Genomic DNA, 18,236 nt, shown 5'->3' on the forward strand with positions numbered 1-18,236 from the left:
TCCTTGTGGTTTATAAACTATTGTTACCCCAAATTTGATTTTTATACGACTTTTTTTAAAACGGCTGATCATTTTTGCAACTACAGCAGTTTGCTGTTGAAGATAACATCAAATCAGGGTATGATTTTTTCAACAAGAAAAGAATTGTTGACAATGCCAAATATCAAACCAATCTCAGATCTAAGAAACATTGTGGAAGTATTGCGGGATGTTGCGGTGGAGTGTCCATAGTAAATTGAGTCGGGCGCTGGGGTGGGAAAGGCGATGGTGGTGCTTTTATTAAAATGAGAGTTATGATGAACGAAACGTCCCTGTGTCTCAATTTTTGTAGAGAGATGAGTGAAAGAGGGAACCTGCATGGGTTCCCGTAGAAAATTTCAATGTTTATTTATTAAAACGATTAATAACCAACAGCTGTCACACCGTATTCGGCTTGCTCATTGGTAAAACCTTCAAATAACAGCTGTTCAATTAGACCATCACGTGAGAATGATGTCATATCCAAATAACTTTTAGCTTTTTTCGCTGCCTGAGCATTCCAGTCAGCACCACAATTGTCTGCTCCATACGTAGCATCTTCGGTAGAAAAACCTTCGAACTCCAACTGTGAGATTAAACCAGAATAAGAGAATGCCGTAAAGTCTAAATACGATTTTGCTTTACTTAGTGCATTTTTCTGACCCATCGTTACCTGTGGCTTGGCAGCAGCAGCTTTATCAGCAGCAGCTTTATCAGCAGCAGCTTTATCAGCAGCAGCTTTATCAGCAGCTGATTTATCCTCGGCTACTATCTCAGTTTTGGTCGCCGTTTGGTCGCTGACGGTGGCCGACTTATTTCCGCCAACAAATCCACTCAACCACGCCAATGAATAAAAACCTAAAATAACCGTTAGAATAATTCGAAGTACCATGCCGCCTTTTTTACCAATCCACAACAGTGCAAGCCCTGCTGGGGGAACAAAGATACAAGCCAAGACGACCACCCAGGTTTTCTGCCACCAAGGCACCTTAACATTCTCTTCCATGAAGAACCTCCTCTTTTCAATAATAATTTGATTATACTATTTAAAATGTAACGAAGAAATGATTAAGGAGAGTAAAATTTTAACATTGGACGATATAAGTTAACAAAAATCAATATTTATTAACAGATGTTAAGAAATGGTGTTGCACATAAAGTGATTGAGATGACAATAAAAACTAACATGTGTTTAATACAGATTTTAAAGTTTTAAACATTGGTTCTCATTGAAGTTCACGGCGAATCATAACAGTCTTGTTTTCTTTTGATTCTGCTCAGAAAAAGCAAGGATATAACTCTCTATTTTATAAAAATAGAGAGGAGTCTGTTATTTACCAATTGTTTGAGTCAAAAATTACCGTATGTTAAAATTTTGGTTTACCTTACATACGCCATGGATTGTGATTATCGATACTCTTCGGCTAAAAGTGTCTTTGGTGGTGCCGATTGGGTGCTCTTTGCAAAAGATAAGCACGCCGATCTGGAAATTTATAACGATTTTGATGGCCAGCTGACCAATTTGTTCCGCTGTATGAAATTTCACCCGGATGAAGTTAAAAAAGAAATAACCAGTGTTCTGAATTCCAGGGAGTTTTTTGATGACTTCAAATCTTAGATTGATATGCGAGGATTAACCGGCATTCAACGAGCTGGGCGGTATTTCATGATCATCAAAACGACATATGGAGCCGATAGAAAGACCTTTGGCGGTACAAAGAAGAACCTCAATAAAAGCACTGACTACCTGAGTGAGATCAGCGTCCGATTAAATGGCGTGGTGATTGAAAACAGAGATTGTGAACGGATCATTAAGGTACATGACAGGCCCGGGGCGCTTTTCTATCTTGATCCACCTTATCATGGCACTGAAAACACTGTCAAACCGGATTTGGTGATGCCGATCATATAAGATTAAGAGATTGCTTGAAAGAAATCAAAGGAAAGTTTATACTGAGTTATAGCAATGATGATTTTGTCCGGGAGTTGTATCAGGGCTTTAACCTGATCAAAATCAGCCGAAGAAATTCGCTCTTGAGCGGCATGATGAAAAAAATAAAGAATACAATGAAGTAATAATCACGAATTACTAAGAGACAACCTTATATTAAAGGGCCTTACGATGTGGGGGCTTTTGGTATGAGGTGACTTTTCATTGAAACTTTAGATTGTTCTGTTTGTAATTATTTATATAAACTAAAAAAATATGATTTATGAAATAAGTGAAAGCGGTGTTATATGCGACGTTTCGATAATTTATTTGCCTATATTAAACGGAAATGGTGGTATCTAGTATTATTGCTAACAAGTTCTTTGTATGTCTTTTTCAATAGAAATGATGAAAATATATTTCAGCTAAAAGAATTCAATGCCATGAACTTGATCTTTGTTTTGTGGTTAATACTACTATTATTTCCGTTATTTTCAGAAATGGAATTTTTAGGTATTAAATTAAAGAAGGAAGTAGAAGAAGCGAAAAAAGAGATAAAAGATGGATTAACAGATTTACGGTTGCAATTGATGGATTTTAAGATCAACAATTCTTCTGTACAAAATGTTAATATAGGAAATGTTTTGCCTTCTGAGCAAGTTCTAAATGATTTGAAAGAAGAAATGCAAAAAAATAACGAAAACGAAATAGAACAACAAGATGATGATATTCTTAGTCTTGAAGAATTAGGAGTCTCTGAACAGTCGATTATTCTTTTTTCAGTTCGTTTAAGCATTGAAAATTCTTTAGCTGAATTGTGTGATAAAACTGATTATAATAGAGGTCGACGAACGATTACGGCGATGCTTAGGCATCTTGTGCAAGCTGAGTTAATACCTGGTAGAATATATGAACCTGTTATCGAAATAATAAATATTTGTAATCGCGGTGTTCATGGTGAAATTGTAAGCGAAAAATATATTGACTTCATTAGAGAAGTTCTTCCAAAAGTTCAGTATGAGATTGAAAAGGCAAATTCCGATATACAAATTAATGTATGCCCAAGATGTAAATATACAGGGTATACAAAATTTCATAATGTTTGTCCTAAATGTGGGTATATCAACTGCGACTGATTGACTATTTTCATATAAAAATGGCGATAAAATGGCGACACAACTTCTAGAAACAGTAAATCAGTCATATTCCCCTGACTCTTAATCAGGGTGTCCAGAGAAATTTGCAAATCAAAAACCCCAGGCTTAAAAACCTGGGGTTTCATTTATAAAATTTGTGTCATACCTATCTCATACTTGTGTCATACGACTTCAAATGATCTCAAATGAACGACCCCGAAATCGCATGATACGGTAGTAAATAAGGCTATAGTCTACTTACTTGCTTCCTCAATCGCCACCGCCACAGAAACCGTCGCGCCAACCATTGGATTATTCCCCATTCCGATCAGACCCATCATTTCAACATGGGCAGGAACCGATGAAGAACCGGCGAATTGAGCATCAGAATGCATTCGGCCCATGGTGTCGGTCATCCCGTAGGATGCTGGACCAGCGGCCATGTTGTCCGGGTGCAGGGTTCGGCCAGTACCGCCGCCGGAGGCCACGGAGAAATATTTTTTGCCTTGTTCCAGGGCTTCTTTTTTATAGGTGCCGGCAACCGGGTGTTGGAATCGGGTCGGGTTGGTGGAGTTTCCGGTGATGGAAACGTGAACACCTTCATAATGCATGATGGCCACGCCTTCCTGGACATCGTTACAGCCGTAGCAGTTAACGGCAGCCCGTTCGCCGTCGGAATATGGGGTTCGTGAAACGATGTTTAGTTCACCGGTGGCGTAGTTATAATCGGTTTTAACATAGGTAAAGCCGTTGACCCGGGAAATAATCAGAGCAGCGTCTTTGCCCAGGCCGTTTAAGATAACCCGCAGCGGTTTTTGACGAACCTTGTTAGCCGAGCGGGCGATCCCGATGGCACCTTCAGCCGCCGCAAAGGATTCATGGCCAGCTAAAAAGGCAAAGCATTCGGTTTCTTCTCGTAAAAGCATCGCGCCGAGGTTCCCATGACCTAAACCAACCTTCCGTTGTTCAGCCACCGAACCGGGAATACAGAAAGCCTGTAAGCCTTCGCCGATGACTTCAGAGGCGTCAGCCGCATTGGTAATGCCGCGTTTAATTGCCAGAGCCGCACCCAGGGTGTACGCCCAGCAGGCGTTTTCAAAACAGATTGGCTGAATGCCTTTAACAATGCCAGCCACATCAATGCCTTTTTCATCACAAATCGCTTTTGCTTCTTCTAAAGAGGCAATGCCATTGGCAGCTAAAACTTCTTCAATTTTAGCGATTCTTCTTTCATAACTTTCAAATAATGCCATGTGATTTCCTCCTATTCTTTTCTTGGATCGATGTATTTGACTGCATCGTCGAATTGTCCGTACTTGCCAGAGGCTTTTTCCAAAGCGACGGCTGGCTCAACGCCGTTATTGATACTTTCCATCATTTTTCCAAGATGAACGAAGGAGTAACCAACGATTTCATCGTTTTTGTTTAAGGCCAATTTCTGGATATAACCTTCGGCAATTTCCAGGTAGCGGGGACCTTTGGCAAGGGTACCATAGGTGGTACCAACCTGGCTTCGCAAACCTTTGCCCAAATCTTCAAGTCCGGCGCCAACGGGGAGGCCGCCCTCAGAGAATGCCGTTTGGGTACGACCATATACGATTTGTAAAAACAATTCCCGCATGGCGGTGTTAATTGCGTCACAAACTAAATCTGTGTTAAGTGCTTCTAAGATTGTTTTTCCTGGCATAATTTCAGAGGCCATCGAAGCTGAATGAGTCATTCCCGAACAACCGATGGTTTCAATCAGACATTCCTCGATGATGCCATCCTTTACATTAAGGGTTAATTTACAGGCGCCTTGTTGTGGAGCACACCAGCCAATACCGTGTGTTAAACCGGAGATGTCGGTGACTTCTTTTGCCTGAACCCATTTTCCCTCCTCTGGGATTGGGGCACAACCGTGGTTTGCGTTATTACCAACGGTACACATTCTTTTAATTTCGTGAGAATATTCCATTCATTAATCTCCCTTCAAAAAATTACTCCTTTAATTATAAACTTAAAATTTCAAAATAAACAGGTAATATTTTGTCATTTTTACGAATCGGGGAAAAATACCCGAATAGGACAAAAAGTTTAATTGATGAAATGGCGAAATCGATGTAGAATAGGGCAAGAACCTAAAATAGGTGAATTTTATCTTTGGTTCGGGAACTTATCTTAAAAATTTATTAAATGAAACGATAGATAATTGGTCGATTGATCTGCGGATTGATTGAGAAGGGATGTAAACGAATGGAATTGAAAAATAAACTTAGCCTGGGAGCAAAAAGAGTGGAGTACTTAATGGATGAGTATTTCGACCGGGACAAGACGCTGGGCTTTTGCAAGGCATGTCCAAATTTTTCCAAATACTGGTCCTGCCCAACTTACGCATTTGATGAAGCAATCTTTCTAAAACAGTTTAAATACATGCACATCATCGGCAGACAGTTTGAGGTCTCCCGGGAAGATTTAAGAAATATCCGTGATCCTCAGGCAGTTAAAGACTACTGCACTGACAAACTCCAGGCGATCAAGGTGATGACCTGGAAAACCCTACTGGAAATTGAAAACGAAGTCGATGGGGTGATCGGGCTGATTCCCGGCAATTGCCCGATCTGCGAAACCCAGGGGCTGGCCTGCGCCAGAAAAACCAATGAACCATGCCGTCATCCCGGCATGATGCGCTTTTCATTGGAGTCGCTTGGCTTTAATGTGGCCGATCTGCTTAAATATGAGGTCGGCATGACAATCAAGTGGGGTGATACCTACCGCTTGCCGGAGGTGCTGACCTCGGTGTCGGCAATCCTTTGCAATGAAGAAATTCCCAAAGAAATCCTCAAAAAATATTTCCCTGATAAAAAGAAAAGCTGGGAACGGGACAAACACCGGGCGCCGGTGGATGAGTTCCAGGTTTCGGAAGTCATCAAACCGGAAGAAACCATCCATGGCGGCAGAGCGGCGGTTGCCGCCAGAGCTAGGATTATCGATGATGAAATTCCAGCTTATCGGCCCCAGAAAAGCTGGGTCGGCTATAAGGCCGATAAAAACCCTGAGGAATTGGCTATGAAAAAGGGCTATACGGTCACCATTCAGGGTGAAGAAGACGTGATTCCGGAAATGACAGCACAAGAAGTGGAAGCACAAAAAATCTACGAAGAAGACACGGCCCCGGAAGTTAAGGCAGAAGAGGTGCTGGTGGAAGTGGTTACCCTAACGGCCGAATCGGAAGCTCCCGAAGTGGTGATTGAGGAAGAAGACGACAGCAAGTATCAATGGCTGGGCTTTAAGGCCAACCTTGATGACGACGAAATCGTGAAACGGCCGATTCCCAAAATGACCGAGCTGATTCTCGACGGCGAAGAAATACCGGCGGAAAATGAAGCGACTGAGCCAGCCGGGGAAGTGTGTCCGGATCTGGCTGTACCCCAGGTCGAAGAAGCGGCAGCTGAAGAAGCAGTGTCCGAACCAGCAGTCAGCTGTGATGCAGTTGAAGAAGCGGTTTCGGAAGTGAGTGAAGAGACAGTCGCAGAAGAAGAGGACGACAGCAAATATCAGTGGTTGGGTTTTAAAGCCAGCCTTGATGACGAGGAAGAAACCATTGTCACCAAGTCAACCCTGGCAACCCTGGTGATTCCCGAATAGAATAGTAGTAACGATCGAGATTGTGTTTGGGATGAGCTTTGTCATCTCGGGCACAATCTAATTTGTATCTCGGTACTTTCTGAAATGCCTAAAATCAACTCGATATTTGAGAGAAAATCAAAAATATCGAACAATCATTGCTTTGCGATCAGTTTCCACAAACAATTTTGTAACGTGTAGGCGAACAGTTCATCGAACTGTCCGCCGTACAGTGTAAAAATTGTTTCGTGCGAAACTGATCGTAAAGCTCACGGTAGTAATTTTATATCACCTAAATAAAAACAATTTGAAGGAGAGAAATGATGTATTATTCAGCAGACATTGGTGTTATTGGCGGTTCCGGTCTTTATGAACTCAGTAGTGATGTGAAAAAAATTGAAGTGGACACCCCTTATGGCAAGCCCTCGGACGATATCAGCCTGGTCAAAGTAGGCGAAAAAACGGTGGCCTTTTTGCCCCGGCACGGCAAAGAGCATACGCTCAATCCGTCTGAAATTAATTACCGGGCCAATATCTATGCCTTAAAAACCCTGGGGGTCAAAGCCATTATCTCGCCCTGCTGTGTGGGGAGTCTTAAGTTTGATATCAAACCCGGCGATTTTGTGATCACCGATCAGTTTATCAATATGACCTCTGGCCGCAAGGATACCTTTTTTGAAAAACCGAAGGTCAATCATCTCAGTTCGGCCCATCCATACGATAAAAACCTGCGGGTGCTGGCGATGGAAGCGGCTAAAGAATGCGGAATTACGGCGCATTTTGGCGGGACAGTGATCGTCATTAACGGGCCCCGTTTCTCAACCGTGGCTGAAAGCCGGATGTTTGCGATGCTGGGTGCCGATGTGGTTAATATGACCCAGTATCCCGAAGGCTATCTCTGTCTGGAACAGGAAATCCCGGTGGTGAACATTGCCCTGACCACCGATTACGATGCCGGGCTCGAAGGCCATCCCGACATTAAACCAGTCACCAACGAGGATGTGATCCGGGTTTTAAACGAAAATGCCGAAAAAGTAAAAGCGTTGATCTTTAAGCTCATCGATAAATTAGAGGTGTAGGCTTGAAACCTGTTTATTTTGAAGAGGGGAAGCTAAGGCTGATTGATCAGACCAAGCTTCCCACGGAGTTCATTGTTTATTCCTATACCGATTATCGGGAAATTGCCAAAGCGATTGTCGATATGATTGTCCGGGGTGCACCGGCCATCGGGGTAACCGCTGGCTACGGTGTTTATTTTGGAGCGCTTGAATATCAAAACGAGCCAAAAGATGTTTTTTATGTTAAAATGAAAGAAGTTTGCGAATTACTGGCGTCTACCCGTCCCACCGCCGTGAATTTATTCTGGGCGATTAAGCGGATGGAAGATGTGATGGCGGCCAATGCCGATAAAGAACCGGCCGAGCTGGTGGCGATTTTAAAACAGGAAGCCGATGCGATCTGTGCCGAGGACATTCAGATGTGCCGGGACATGGGCAAGCATGGCGCCGAACTGATCCACGAAGGTGATACCCTCTTGACCCACTGCAATGCGGGTGCTCTGGCCACCGCCGATTACGGCACCGCCCTGGGCGTGATCCGGGCCGCCCATGAAGCGGGCAAGAATATTTCTGTCTATGCCGATGAAACCCGGCCGTTTTTACAGGGTGCCCGGCTGACGGCCTATGAGCTCCACGCCGACGGCATTCCGGTGACGTTGATCACCGACAACATGGCGGGCTGGATGATGAAGCAGGGCAAAATTGACGGCGTCATTGTCGGCGCCGATCGGATTGCGCTAAATGGCGATGTCGCCAATAAAATCGGCACCTATTCGGTGTCGGTACTGGCCAAGGCCCATGGTATCCCGATGTATGTGGCGGCACCAACCTCGACCATTGATTTTGCGATGAAATCCGGCGATGAAATCGTCATCGAACAACGGGACTGCCGGGAGATCAGCCATATTGGTGGGATTCAGGTGGCACCGGATGGGGTCGCTATGGAAAATCCGGCCTTTGATGTCACCCCGCACCAGAATGTCACGGCGATCATCACTGAAAAAGGAGTGGTCTATCCGCCTTATGATCTAAATATTCCCAAGCTAAACGAATAAAAAGCTAAAGGATGACGTATGAAAGTAAATATATTATTTCCCGTTCTTGATGAAGAACGGCGACTCGAAAAAGGGATTTTAAAAACCCTGATATTCCTCAAAAAAAACAAGCTGTTTGATTATCAGCTGACTATCATCGATAACGGCTCCACCGATGCCACCGAGGCCATCAGCCGCCGTTTGTGTGAAAAGTATAAAGAAGTCCAATATCTAAAAACGCCGGAAAAAGGGGTTGGCGTGGCGCTGCGAACCGGTGCCGCTGCCAACAGCTGTGAAGTGATCGGCTATATGGACATCGATTTGTCCACCAGTATTGAGCACTTAAGAGAAGTGAAGGACATTTTTTCAAACCAGCCGGATGTAAAAATTATCAAGGGTTCCCGGCTGATGAAAAATTCGGCCGTGATGGGGCGCAAGCCAACCCGGGAATTGACATCCCGGGGGCTTAATAGCCTCTTGCATGTGGTGTTTAAAAATAAGTTTACCGATGCCCTATGTGGCTTTGATTTTTACCGAAAAGACACCTTTGATCAGTTAATTGCCGCTTCCAGCCAGGACAATGGCTGGTTTTATTGCGTTGAGCTGTTGCTGCGGGCCGAGCGCCAGGGCATTGCCGTTTATGATATTCCGGTAATCTGGAAAGATGATTACGATACTAAGGTAAAGGTTGTTAAAACTGTGGTATCCTATCTCAAGCAGATCAAATTTTTAAAGTCAGAGTTTATCAAAGAAGATCGAACAAAAGGCTGACAGCAAGGAGTTAAGATGAAGGTACCAGCAAACAATTTACTTCGGCATTTCAACGAGCATCAAGCGGAATACGAAAACAAAGCCCTGGAAATTTTAAGAAGCGGCAGCTATGTGCTTGGGGATGAGGTAGCACGCTTTGAAAAAGATTTTGCCAGCTATGTCGGCACCAATTACTGCGTCGGTCTGGGCAACTGCTTAGATGCCCTGTGGTTATCGTTTCGGGTCTTGGGCATTGGCGCCGGCGACGAGGTCATCGTTCCGGCCAATACCTATATTGCCAGCGTCATGGGCATCACCATTAACGATGCCACCCCGGTTTTTGTGGAGCCGGACGCTTACCACAGCATTGATGCGGACAAAATCGAAGCGCAGATTACCGAAAAGACCAAAGCCATTTTGGTGGTGCACCTTTACGGTACTTGCTGCGAAATGGATAAGATTGTGGCGCTTGCCAAAAAGCACAAGCTTTATCTGGTGGAGGATTGTGCCCAGAGCCACGGCGCCACTTATCAGGGTCAGATGACCGGTTCGTTTGGGGATATCGGCTGTTTTAGTTTTTATCCGTCTAAAAACCTCGGCGCTTTTGGGGATGGCGGAGCCATTACCACTAACAGTGCCGAACTGGATCAGGCCTTTCGGATGTATCGTTTTTACGGCAGTGAGAAGCGCTATTATAATAAGGTTGTCGGCACCAATTCCCGGCTCGATGAGCTTCAGGCCGGGCTGCTAAACGTTAAGCTTCGTTATCTGGACGCGCTTAATGCCGACCGCAACCGGGTCTGTACGGCCTATCTTAAAGAAATGAACAATCCGGTGATTGCGCTGCCAAAGCTCCGGGATCAGGCCACCACAGTCTGGCATCAGTTTGTCATCACCACCGCCTATCGGGATGAGCTGAAAGATTATCTGGAAGCGCAGGGCATTGGCAGTATTATTCACTACCCGATCCCACCCCATCTGTCGGAAGCCTATGCGTATTTAAAGATCGGCCCGGGCAGTCTGCCGATTACCGAAAAGCTGGCCGACGAGGTCTTATCGCTGCCGCTTTTTTATGGCATGACCGAGGCTGAAATTGATACGGTGGTGGCCGCTATCAACGCTTTTGTGCCCAAGGCATTGGAGCAATAAGATGACCAAAAACAAAAGCAAATGGGATAAGATCATTATCGGCGCCGGGCTTTACGGCCTTTATGCCGCCAAGCTCTGTGGCGAGCGAGGGGAGCGGGTGCTGGTGCTGGAATGGGAAAAATCCCCCTTTCAGCGGGCTACCTATATCAACCAGGCACGGGTTCATATGGGCTATCATTATCCCCGCTCCTATGCCACGGCGATCAAATCGGCTCATTATTTCAACCGTTTTATCAAGGATTATGATTTCTGCATTCACAGTGCCTTTGATCAGGTTTATGCCACCAGCGACAGCTTCAGCTGGACCAACCGGGAACAGTTTGTTCAGTTCTGTCAGGCCGCTGAGATTCCCTGCGACGAATTAATGCCCGATAAGTATTTTAAAAAAGGCCTTTGTGATGGGGCTTACCTGACCAAAGAATATACCTATGACGCCGGGATTCTGGGGCAGTTTTTTGTCGATGCGCTGGTCGGAATGAAAAATGTTGAAATCAACTATGGTGTTCGACTGCAGCAGATTGACAAGGGGCCCGACAGTTACGTTTTGACGCTGGAAAGCGGTGCCGTTTTAGAAACGGGCTTTCTTCTTAACGCCACCTATGGCTCCACCAATCAGATTCTTAGTCTGGCTGGTTATGAACCCTTTAAAATAAAGTACGAGCTCTGCGAAATCATTCTCTGTCAACCTCAGGACAAACTTCGGGAGGTCGGCATTACCGTGATGGACGGGCCTTTTTTTTCGGTCATGCCTTTTGGCAAAACCGGCTATCACTCCCTGACGTCGGTAACCTTTACCCCCCATGTCTCGTCTTTTGACAGTCTGCCGAAGTTTAACTGTCAAGCAAAGAGTTGGGGATATTGCAGTCCCGAGCAGCTGGGCAATTGCAACGACTGCGTCGCAAAGCCCCAATCAGCCTGGCCCTACATGTCCAATATGGCAAAAAAATATCTAAAGGCCGAATACGGCTTTAGCTACGAGGGCTCACTCTATTCCATGAAGCCGATCTTAAAGGCTTCCGAGGTGGACGACTCCCGGCCCACGGTGGTCCGCAAGGTCAGCGAAAAACCGACCTTTGTCTCGGTATTGTCGGGAAAAATAAACACGGTTTACGATTTGGATGAGGTGTTAAAAAATGACTAGACAGCAAGAAAAGAAGGTGACAGTTCGGGATAAAGAAAAGAACTTTGTTTCGGCGGTGATCTATATTTATAATGATGAAGAGCGGATCCGGGATTTTCTGGAAAAAATCAATGCCGTTTTAAGTGCCAATTTTGAAAGCTATCAGATAATCTGTGTTAATGATGCCTCGGATGACAACAGCCTGGCGGTGATCCGGGAGATTGGCAAAAGCATTTCCGGCACCGTTATCAACGTCGTCAACATGAGCTTTTACCAGGGTGTTGAGCTGGCCATGAATGCCGGGATTGATCTGTCCATCGGCGATTTCGTTTTTGAATTTGATAACATGGTGATGGATTATGAGGCCGAGTTGATGATGTATGTCTATGACCGCAGCCTCACCGGTTTTGATATCGTCAATGCTGCCCCGAAAAAATGCGGGCGCAAGACCTCGCGACTGTTTTATGCGGTCTTTAACCGGTATTCCCGCAGCCCCCATCCCCTGCGAACCGAAAACTTCCGGGTGTTGTCACGTCGGGCGATTAACCGGGTTCATTCGATGAGCAAGACGATTCCCTACCGTAAGGCGGTTTACGCCAACTGCGGCTTGAAGATCGACACCATCGAGTACGACAATGACCGCTCCTGCACCAAGGGATACGATAAGGAAACCCGCTATCAGCGCAAAGAAATGGCCTCCGATTCGCTGATTCTGTTTACCAACGTGGCTTACAAAATGACCCTGTTGGCGGCGGTCTTTATGATGGTGGCCACCTTTGGCATCGGCATCTATACTCTGGTCAGTTATGTTACCGAAGACGTGGTGTCCGGCTATACCTCAATGATGCTGGTCATCGTCTTTGGTTTCTTTGGGGTTTTTGTGATTCTGGCGGTGATTATTAAATACTTATCAATGCTGATGGAACTGGTCTTCAGCAAACAGAAATACACCATCGAGTCGGTGGAAACGATCAGCGAGTAGCCTAAAACAGCCGTACCGACCAATTATCGGTACGGCAGTTATCACATTTCGTATAAAGTCAGTCAAACCAACGTTATTGAATTTCAACCTCGGCATCAGGATCAAAGGGATTGGTTCGCAGGTAAAATGAATAGAGAAACGGGTAGGATTTGCGCAGGTGCATCATGTAAAACAGCCATTCCAGCAATAGCAGTTTGTAAGCCCGCTCAATATCGGACATCAAGTGGTGATAGTCATTTTCAGTGAGGTGTTCAAGATTTTTGCGGCTGGACAGTTCCTGTTGGGCATGGGTCAGGGCTAAAACAAGATCGGTAAAGGTATCATGTTCAACCAGGATGGGGTTTTCCAGGAGTTTTAAAAAAAGATCCCGTCGCGAGGTCAGAAATTCGGAGAGGGCCATCAGACAATGGGGGTTAAAGTTCAAATGGAGATCAAGACTTTTTACCTGTTTGATGGCTTTTTTATAATCTGTGGTCTCCCAGTGGGGCTGAATCATCAGATAATTCCGAAAGTCCGCCAGTTGATCATCCTCTTGCGAAAAAAACTGCATCAGTTCAATGCCGGCTTCGGTGAAATAGACCCCAAGTACCATATTGATTTTTTTGAAACGTTCATTTTTATCTTTATCTTCGATGACTTTGTGAAAAATCACTGAAACCAGCAGGACTTCAATGGGCAAAAAGGCGATATCGCCAAGCAGATAAATAAAAATATGATGCGAATCATGAAAGAATAGAAAATGCAAATAGTAGAGTAAGGCTGAAAGCGTAATAAATCCCAGAGCGAGTAGGATTCCTTTGTAATGTTTTTTCATAAATGAACTCCGTGTTTATTTAGATTTTTGTGCTAGTTGTATTATAACGCAGTTTTAAAAAGATGACCAGTGACGCAATTGAAAGACACAGGAAAAAATAGCGGTGTTTAGGCAAGTTGTGTATCAAAAAGATTGAGAATGAGAGAGTGTAATGAAGTATAGTATGTTTTCCTGGTTTGGCTATTTTATGAAATTTGAAGACCGCATCAAAATCATTGCCGATGCCGGTTTTGAAGAAGCAATGATTTCCTGGGAGGATGAGTTTGAGCCTTGGGCCTTAAAAAAAGAAGAATTCCCGGAGCTGGTTCGAAAAAACGGTTTGGAGATCACCAATATCCATGCTCCTTTTATCGGATACAGCGACATTTGGACCGCATCCCGGATGGAGATAAAGCCTAAGCTGCAGCTCTTTAAGGACTATCTTAAAGATTGCCAGGCCTTTGAAATCCCGGCGATGGTGATGCACACCAATGATCTCGACGAATTTGAGCCGGATCTCGATAAGGGCCTGGCCTTTTTCTCCGAGCTGGCAGATGCGGCCGAAAAATACGATGTCGATCTGGCGGTAGAAAATGTCTCCCGGCAGCATCTGCTTTGTTATCTGCTGGATCAGATTGATGCCCCCCGGTTTGGCATGTGTTATGATAGTTCTCACGATTTTCTGGAAGAGCAGAACTGCGGCCGGATTCTAAAAATACACAAGCAGCGGATTAAGGCGCTGCATTTATCAGACAATGATTTTGCGGCTGACCGCCACTGGATTCCCGGTGAAGGGGAGATTCCGCTGGATCAGGTAATGGCTGAAATCCTGACCGTGCCAACGATTACGACCATTTCCTATGAGGTGTTGGCCAATGAAGCCTGGCGGGAAAAGGAACCGCTTGATTTTGCCCGGGCGGTGCTTCACAGTCTGAACACAAACAATGAAAAATTACCGCAAAAATAATCAATTGAAATGTTGTCGATTCTATGATACACTGCCACTAATATAAATAAAGAAGTGATGAGGAAAGAGGTGAAAGACCTCTACAGCCCCCGCTACTGTAATTGCCAACGCGGTTTTTGTACCACTGTCTTATGGATGGAGTGGGAGAACCAAGGACACGCATAAGTCAGGACACTCATAATCATTGATATTCTTCGGTGGGAAGAACAGGATTAAACCGTTTGTTTAGTATCCAGCCTCCACAGGAAGCTGGATTTATTTTTGCAAAAAATGCAAAAAAATAAAGAAAAAGAAGGACGAAAATGAAAAAGAAAAACATGCGAAATTGGTTAGTGGTTCTTGCTGTGATTGCTTTAATGGTATCCTTTACCGGCTGTCAGCCAGGCAAAACGACAGTGGATGAATCAGGTGTCGAAACAAAAAGCGGCTCGACCACTTACCCGGTCACGGTAACCGATAATGCCGGTAATTCAGTGACCATCGAAAAAGAACCCCAGAAGATCGTCTCATTATCTCCAGCAACAACCGAAATCTTGTTTGCCCTGGATCAGGGGGATAAGGTCGTCGGACGGACCAAATACTGTGATTACCCCGAAGCCGCTTTAGCCGTGACCGATATTGGTAGTTTTAACGCACCAACCCTGGAAAAAATTATTGAGTTGGCACCGGATATTGTGGTGGCCTCGGATTTTGTCTCCGATGATATCAAACAACAGTTGGAAGCCACTGGCGCCAAGGTAATTACCTTTAATGCTGCCAATATTGACGGCGTCCTGGCCAATATTGTTCAGGCTGGCGAGGTCACCAATGCCAACGACAAAGCGACTGAAATCGTCGAAAAAATGCAAGCTGACCGAGAAGCGTTAATCGAAAAGGCGAAGACTGCCAAAACCCAAAAGTCAGTTTTCTTTGATATCGGAAAATTCTATACCGCTGGTCCCGGGTCCACTTTGGATTCGATGCTGACCGATTTGAACGCAGTCAATATTGCCGCTGATGGAGCAGAACAATGGCCGCAGCTCAGTACCGAAGAAATCATTGCTGATAATCCGGATGTTTATATTTCGCTTTATACCAAACCGGAGGATGTTAAAGCCACCGCTGGTTTTGATAAGATCAATGCGATCATTAATGATCAACTGATCTACTTTGAATATCTGACCCCGGAAAGTGATATGATTCAGCGGCCCGGTCCCCGGATTATTGAGGGGATGGCCTTAATTGCCAAAAGCATTTATCCGGAAATATTTACCAAATAAGTTTGTCTGATGGGGCGAAGGCTGTTCGCCCCCTGGTTTTCTTAAGTAGAGAGACTCAGGGGGTGAACAGACAAAACGATTAGTGGGAGAATACATGAAGAATACCGTCAAGAAATATGGCATCATCCTGTCCATTGCCATGTGCATCATCATCATTTACGTCTGTACCTTATTGGGGGTGGCATCGATTTCTTTTTGGGATGCCAATAAAATTCTATTGGATCAGATTTTTCATATCGATCTGGGGATGGAAAATATCAGTGACGGGGCCATTGCGATTATCTGGAATGTCCGTCTACCCCGGATTATTTTGGCCTTTATTACCGGTGGAGTGCTGGCTATCTGTGGCGCCGCCTACCAGGGCATTTTTAAAAACCCGATGGCCGACCCCTATATTTTAGGGGTATCTTCCGGGGCCGCCTTGGGAGCGACGGTTGGCATTGTCATGAATTTTTCCAGCAGTTTGTTCGGAATGAATGGTACGGCGATTTTAGCCTTTGTTGGTTCCTTTACCACGATTCTGGTGGTTTATAATATTTCCCGGGTTGGGCGCAAGGTACCGGTGGCGACATTGCTGCTCAGCGGGATTGCCATTGGTCAAACCATCAGTGCGATTATGTATCTACTGATGATTTTTAATCAGGAAGAGATGACCCAGATTATGTTCTGGATCATGGGCAGTTTAAACGGCAAGGGCTGGGATCAGGTTTTAACGGTGCTGCCCTATGTGCTGATTGGCGGGGTGATCATGCTGACTTCAGTGCGAGAGCTCGATATCATGCTCCTGGGCGAGGAAACCGCCACCCAGCTGGGCGTCGATACCGAACGGTTAAAAAAGAAAATTCTGATTACCTCGTCCCTGCTGACGGCGGCGGTGGTTTCGGTAACTGGGATCATCGGTTTTGTGGGACTGGTGGTGCCGCATATTGTGCGGCTGGTAACCGGGCCCAAACACCGGGTACTCATTCCATTCTCATTGCTCTTTGGCGGGGCGTTTCTGATTCTTTGCGATACCCTGGCCCGAACGGTGGCCGGGCAGGAAATTCCCGTTGGGATTATCACCGCTGCTTTCGGGGGACCTTTCTTTGTTTATCTTTTGAGAAAACGCAAGCAGGGAGGTGTCTGAGATGGAACGGCTAATGCCAAAAGTCATGCTGGATTTTAAGGATGTGGTCTCTGGCTATGGTGAAAAAGATATCCTGCAGGGCTTTAACGCCACCATCTGCCAGGGCGAGTTTGTCGGCCTGATCGGTCCTAACGGCACCGGGAAGTCGACTCTGCTCAAATGTTTGTCTGGTCTGTTGCCGGTGAAATCCGGGGTCATCACCCTGGAAGAAAAGGACAATACCAGCTATAGCCAACGGGAACGGGCCCAGATGATTGCAGTGGTACCCCAGTCCTTTGATATCGACTATGATTTTACCGTTGAGGATATTGTGCTGATGGGACGAAACCCCTACTTAAGTTATCGAACCAGGGAAAGTCAGAATGACTACCACATTGTGACGGAGGCGATGCGGGCTACCAAGACCCTCCCGTTTCGAAAACGGCTCTACAATAATCTCAGCGGCGGCGAAAAACAGCGGGTGATTATTGCCCGGGCGATTGCTCAGGAACCGGACATTATTCTGTTGGATGAACCGACCTCGGCTCTGGATATCCACCACCAGATTGAGGTAATGGAGTTGATTCGCAATCTCAACCTGAAAAAATCGATGACGGTGGTGGCCGTGCTGCATGATATTAATCTGGCCGCCCGTTACTGCAACCGGCTGATTTTAATGAAAGACGGCAAGGCAATTGTGGATGGCATCCCCAAAGATGTGATCACCGAAGTGAATCTTAAAAAAGTTTATGAGATGAAAATGTTTATCAAGGAGAACAAGCTGTTTGGAAAGCCGGAAATTATTCCCCTGCGGGTGATTAAAGAATCGGAGGACTATCGCAGTTTGCGGATTCATGTGATCTGTGGCGGCAACAGGGCGTCCCAGGTACTCGAAGAACTCGAGGCCATGGGTCATCAGCTCACTGCCGGGGTGGTCAACCAGGGCAGCGATGATTGGACCATCTGCGATGTGCTGGGGATTCCGATGATTGAAGAAAGCCCTTTTACGGCCATCAGCAGTGAAAAACAGGAAGAAAACCTGGCGGTGATGGCAAAAAGTGATCTGATTCTGATTTCAGATCTGCCCTTTGGCCACGGCAACATCACAAATCTGAACGGTCTGGAAAAGCTGCCGGGAGCGATATATTTTCACCGCAATTGCCAAAACAACGATTTTACAAATGGTCAGCTGCAAAAGCGGCTGGAAGCGATCAAAAAGCACAAGACCATTCACGAAATCGATGACCATCAGGAATTTATTGAAATGGTTAAAGCCTTGACTCTGATAGAAGATAAATAAAATTAAAGAAAAATAATTTCGTGTAACAC

19 protein-coding genes and 1 riboswitch are annotated in these 18,236 nt (G+C 45.3%); of the genes, 15 read left to right on the plus strand and 4 right to left on the minus strand.

Annotation, left to right across the window (positions count from 1 at the left end; genetic code table 11):
• Positions 1-400: 400 nt before the first annotated feature.
• Positions 401-1,024 (minus strand): Ltp family lipoprotein, encoded by a 624-nt coding sequence (locus Q7P33_RS08665; protein WP_303869316.1) that lies wholly within the window; start codon positions 1,022-1,024, stop codon positions 401-403.
• A gap of 369 nt (positions 1,025-1,393) precedes the next feature.
• Here Q7P33_RS08665 and Q7P33_RS08670 point away from each other — a divergent pair, with 369 nt between their 5' ends.
• From Q7P33_RS08670 to Q7P33_RS08685, 4 genes are all read left to right on the plus strand, one after another.
• On the plus strand, positions 1,394-1,636 hold the full coding sequence (locus Q7P33_RS08670) for a hypothetical protein (RefSeq protein ID WP_303869319.1): 243 nt from the start codon (positions 1,394-1,396) through the stop codon (positions 1,634-1,636).
• A 6-nt stretch (positions 1,637-1,642) separates the two neighbouring features.
• Positions 1,643-1,930 (plus strand): DNA adenine methylase, encoded by a 288-nt coding sequence (locus tag Q7P33_RS08675; RefSeq protein WP_303869322.1) that lies wholly within the window; start codon positions 1,643-1,645, stop codon positions 1,928-1,930.
• A gap of 14 nt (positions 1,931-1,944) precedes the next feature.
• Complete coding sequence (locus Q7P33_RS08680) at positions 1,945-2,094, plus strand: hypothetical protein (protein WP_303869323.1); 150 nt, start codon at positions 1,945-1,947, stop codon at positions 2,092-2,094.
• Between the two features lie 162 nt (positions 2,095-2,256).
• Positions 2,257-3,084: a hypothetical protein gene (locus Q7P33_RS08685; RefSeq protein ID WP_303869325.1), complete on the plus strand. Its 828-nt coding sequence runs from the start codon at positions 2,257-2,259 to the stop codon at positions 3,082-3,084.
• Between the two features lie 254 nt (positions 3,085-3,338).
• Here Q7P33_RS08685 and Q7P33_RS08690 read toward each other — a convergent pair whose 3' ends face one another.
• Both Q7P33_RS08690 and Q7P33_RS08695 read right to left on the minus strand, forming a co-directional pair.
• Positions 3,339-4,337: a GGGtGRT protein gene (locus Q7P33_RS08690; RefSeq protein ID WP_228878906.1), complete on the minus strand. Its 999-nt coding sequence runs from the start codon at positions 4,335-4,337 to the stop codon at positions 3,339-3,341.
• An 11-nt stretch (positions 4,338-4,348) separates the two neighbouring features.
• Entirely contained in the window at positions 4,349-5,041 is a 693-nt protein-coding gene (locus tag Q7P33_RS08695; protein ID WP_148637964.1) for an iron-sulfur cluster assembly scaffold protein, read from the minus strand.
• Positions 5,042-5,319: 278 nt separating this feature from the next.
• Between Q7P33_RS08695 and Q7P33_RS08700 the strand changes: the two genes are divergently transcribed.
• From Q7P33_RS08700 to Q7P33_RS08730, 7 genes are all read left to right on the plus strand, one after another.
• Positions 5,320-6,711, plus strand: a complete 1,392-nt coding sequence (locus tag Q7P33_RS08700) for a DUF2284 domain-containing protein (protein ID WP_303869333.1) — start codon at positions 5,320-5,322, stop codon at positions 6,709-6,711.
• 302 nt (positions 6,712-7,013) lie between these two features.
• The gene (locus tag Q7P33_RS08705; protein ID WP_070369582.1) at positions 7,014-7,769 is read left to right on the plus strand and encodes an MTAP family purine nucleoside phosphorylase; all 756 of its coding nucleotides are present in this window, start codon (positions 7,014-7,016) and stop codon (positions 7,767-7,769) included.
• A gap of 2 nt (positions 7,770-7,771) precedes the next feature.
• Entirely contained in the window at positions 7,772-8,803 is a 1,032-nt protein-coding gene (mtnA, locus tag Q7P33_RS08710; RefSeq protein ID WP_303869335.1) for an S-methyl-5-thioribose-1-phosphate isomerase, read from the plus strand.
• An 18-nt stretch (positions 8,804-8,821) separates the two neighbouring features.
• Positions 8,822-9,553 carry a glycosyltransferase gene (locus Q7P33_RS08715; RefSeq protein ID WP_303869339.1) on the plus strand — a complete coding sequence of 244 codons (732 nt, stop codon included), beginning with the start codon at positions 8,822-8,824 and terminating at the stop codon, positions 9,551-9,553.
• Between the two features lie 15 nt (positions 9,554-9,568).
• Positions 9,569-10,681 carry a DegT/DnrJ/EryC1/StrS aminotransferase family protein gene (locus tag Q7P33_RS08720; protein WP_303869342.1) on the plus strand — a complete coding sequence of 371 codons (1,113 nt, stop codon included), beginning with the start codon at positions 9,569-9,571 and terminating at the stop codon, positions 10,679-10,681.
• A 1-nt stretch (position 10,682) separates the two neighbouring features.
• Positions 10,683-11,822, plus strand: a complete 1,140-nt coding sequence (locus Q7P33_RS08725; RefSeq protein ID WP_303869344.1) for an NAD(P)/FAD-dependent oxidoreductase — start codon at positions 10,683-10,685, stop codon at positions 11,820-11,822.
• The gene (locus Q7P33_RS08730) at positions 11,815-12,783 is read left to right on the plus strand and encodes a glycosyltransferase (protein WP_303869346.1); all 969 of its coding nucleotides are present in this window, start codon (positions 11,815-11,817) and stop codon (positions 12,781-12,783) included. The genes Q7P33_RS08725 and Q7P33_RS08730 overlap by 8 nt, the downstream gene beginning before the upstream one ends.
• A 73-nt stretch (positions 12,784-12,856) precedes the next feature.
• On the opposite strand, the gene Q7P33_RS08735 is transcribed toward Q7P33_RS08730, so the two are convergent.
• Entirely contained in the window at positions 12,857-13,597 is a 741-nt protein-coding gene (locus tag Q7P33_RS08735; RefSeq protein WP_303869348.1) for a hypothetical protein, read from the minus strand.
• A 151-nt stretch (positions 13,598-13,748) separates the two neighbouring features.
• Here Q7P33_RS08735 and Q7P33_RS08740 point away from each other — a divergent pair, with 151 nt between their 5' ends.
• From Q7P33_RS08740 to Q7P33_RS08755, 4 genes are all read left to right on the plus strand, one after another.
• Positions 13,749-14,543 (plus strand): sugar phosphate isomerase/epimerase, encoded by a 795-nt coding sequence (locus Q7P33_RS08740; protein ID WP_303869351.1) that lies wholly within the window; start codon positions 13,749-13,751, stop codon positions 14,541-14,543.
• A riboswitch (cobalamin riboswitch) is annotated at positions 14,543-14,741 on the plus strand. (Overlaps the previous gene by 1 nt.)
• Positions 14,742-14,845: 104 nt before the next feature.
• Positions 14,846-15,802, plus strand: coding sequence for an ABC transporter substrate-binding protein (locus Q7P33_RS08745; protein ID WP_303869354.1), 957 nt, complete (start codon positions 14,846-14,848; stop codon positions 15,800-15,802).
• Between the two features lie 94 nt (positions 15,803-15,896).
• Positions 15,897-16,928 carry an iron ABC transporter permease gene (locus Q7P33_RS08750; RefSeq protein ID WP_303869356.1) on the plus strand — a complete coding sequence of 344 codons (1,032 nt, stop codon included), beginning with the start codon at positions 15,897-15,899 and terminating at the stop codon, positions 16,926-16,928.
• 1 nt (position 16,929) lies between these two features.
• Entirely contained in the window at positions 16,930-18,207 is a 1,278-nt protein-coding gene (locus Q7P33_RS08755) for a heme ABC transporter ATP-binding protein (RefSeq protein ID WP_303869359.1), read from the plus strand.
• Positions 18,208-18,236: the final 29 nt, after the last annotated feature.

It is taken from the genome of Acetobacterium wieringae (genome assembly GCF_026646375.1).
In the GTDB taxonomy this organism is placed as follows: Bacteria; Bacillota; Clostridia; order Eubacteriales; family Eubacteriaceae; genus Acetobacterium; species Acetobacterium wieringae_A.

What these genes read in the sequence shown, in the direction of transcription:
- Q7P33_RS08705 (WP_070369582.1), top strand. Translation starts at nt 7,014, where the DNA reads ATGTATTATTCAGCAGACATTGGTGTTATTGGCGGTTCCGGTCTTTAT.
- Q7P33_RS08690 (WP_228878906.1), bottom strand. Translation starts at nt 4,337, where the DNA reads ATGGCATTATTTGAAAGTTATGAAAGAAGAATCGCTAAAATTGAAGAA.
- Q7P33_RS08695 (WP_148637964.1), bottom strand. Translation starts at nt 5,041, where the DNA reads ATGGAATATTCTCACGAAATTAAAAGAATGTGTACCGTTGGTAATAAC.
- Q7P33_RS08720 (WP_303869342.1), top strand. Translation starts at nt 9,569, where the DNA reads ATGAAGGTACCAGCAAACAATTTACTTCGGCATTTCAACGAGCATCAA.
- Q7P33_RS08675 (WP_303869322.1), top strand. Translation starts at nt 1,643, where the DNA reads ATGCGAGGATTAACCGGCATTCAACGAGCTGGGCGGTATTTCATGATC.
- Q7P33_RS08740 (WP_303869351.1), top strand. Translation starts at nt 13,749, where the DNA reads ATGAAGTATAGTATGTTTTCCTGGTTTGGCTATTTTATGAAATTTGAA.
- Q7P33_RS08730 (WP_303869346.1), top strand. Translation starts at nt 11,815, where the DNA reads ATGACTAGACAGCAAGAAAAGAAGGTGACAGTTCGGGATAAAGAAAAG.
- Q7P33_RS08725 (WP_303869344.1), top strand. Translation starts at nt 10,683, where the DNA reads ATGACCAAAAACAAAAGCAAATGGGATAAGATCATTATCGGCGCCGGG.
- Q7P33_RS08665 (WP_303869316.1), bottom strand. Translation starts at nt 1,024, where the DNA reads ATGGAAGAGAATGTTAAGGTGCCTTGGTGGCAGAAAACCTGGGTGGTC.
- Q7P33_RS08715 (WP_303869339.1), top strand. Translation starts at nt 8,822, where the DNA reads ATGAAAGTAAATATATTATTTCCCGTTCTTGATGAAGAACGGCGACTC.
- Q7P33_RS08755 (WP_303869359.1), top strand. Translation starts at nt 16,930, where the DNA reads ATGGAACGGCTAATGCCAAAAGTCATGCTGGATTTTAAGGATGTGGTC.
- Q7P33_RS08685 (WP_303869325.1), top strand. Translation starts at nt 2,257, where the DNA reads ATGCGACGTTTCGATAATTTATTTGCCTATATTAAACGGAAATGGTGG.
- Q7P33_RS08735 (WP_303869348.1), bottom strand. Translation starts at nt 13,597, where the DNA reads ATGAAAAAACATTACAAAGGAATCCTACTCGCTCTGGGATTTATTACG.
- Q7P33_RS08750 (WP_303869356.1), top strand. Translation starts at nt 15,897, where the DNA reads ATGAAGAATACCGTCAAGAAATATGGCATCATCCTGTCCATTGCCATG.
- Q7P33_RS08700 (WP_303869333.1), top strand. Translation starts at nt 5,320, where the DNA reads ATGGAATTGAAAAATAAACTTAGCCTGGGAGCAAAAAGAGTGGAGTAC.
- Q7P33_RS08745 (WP_303869354.1), top strand. Translation starts at nt 14,846, where the DNA reads ATGAAAAAGAAAAACATGCGAAATTGGTTAGTGGTTCTTGCTGTGATT.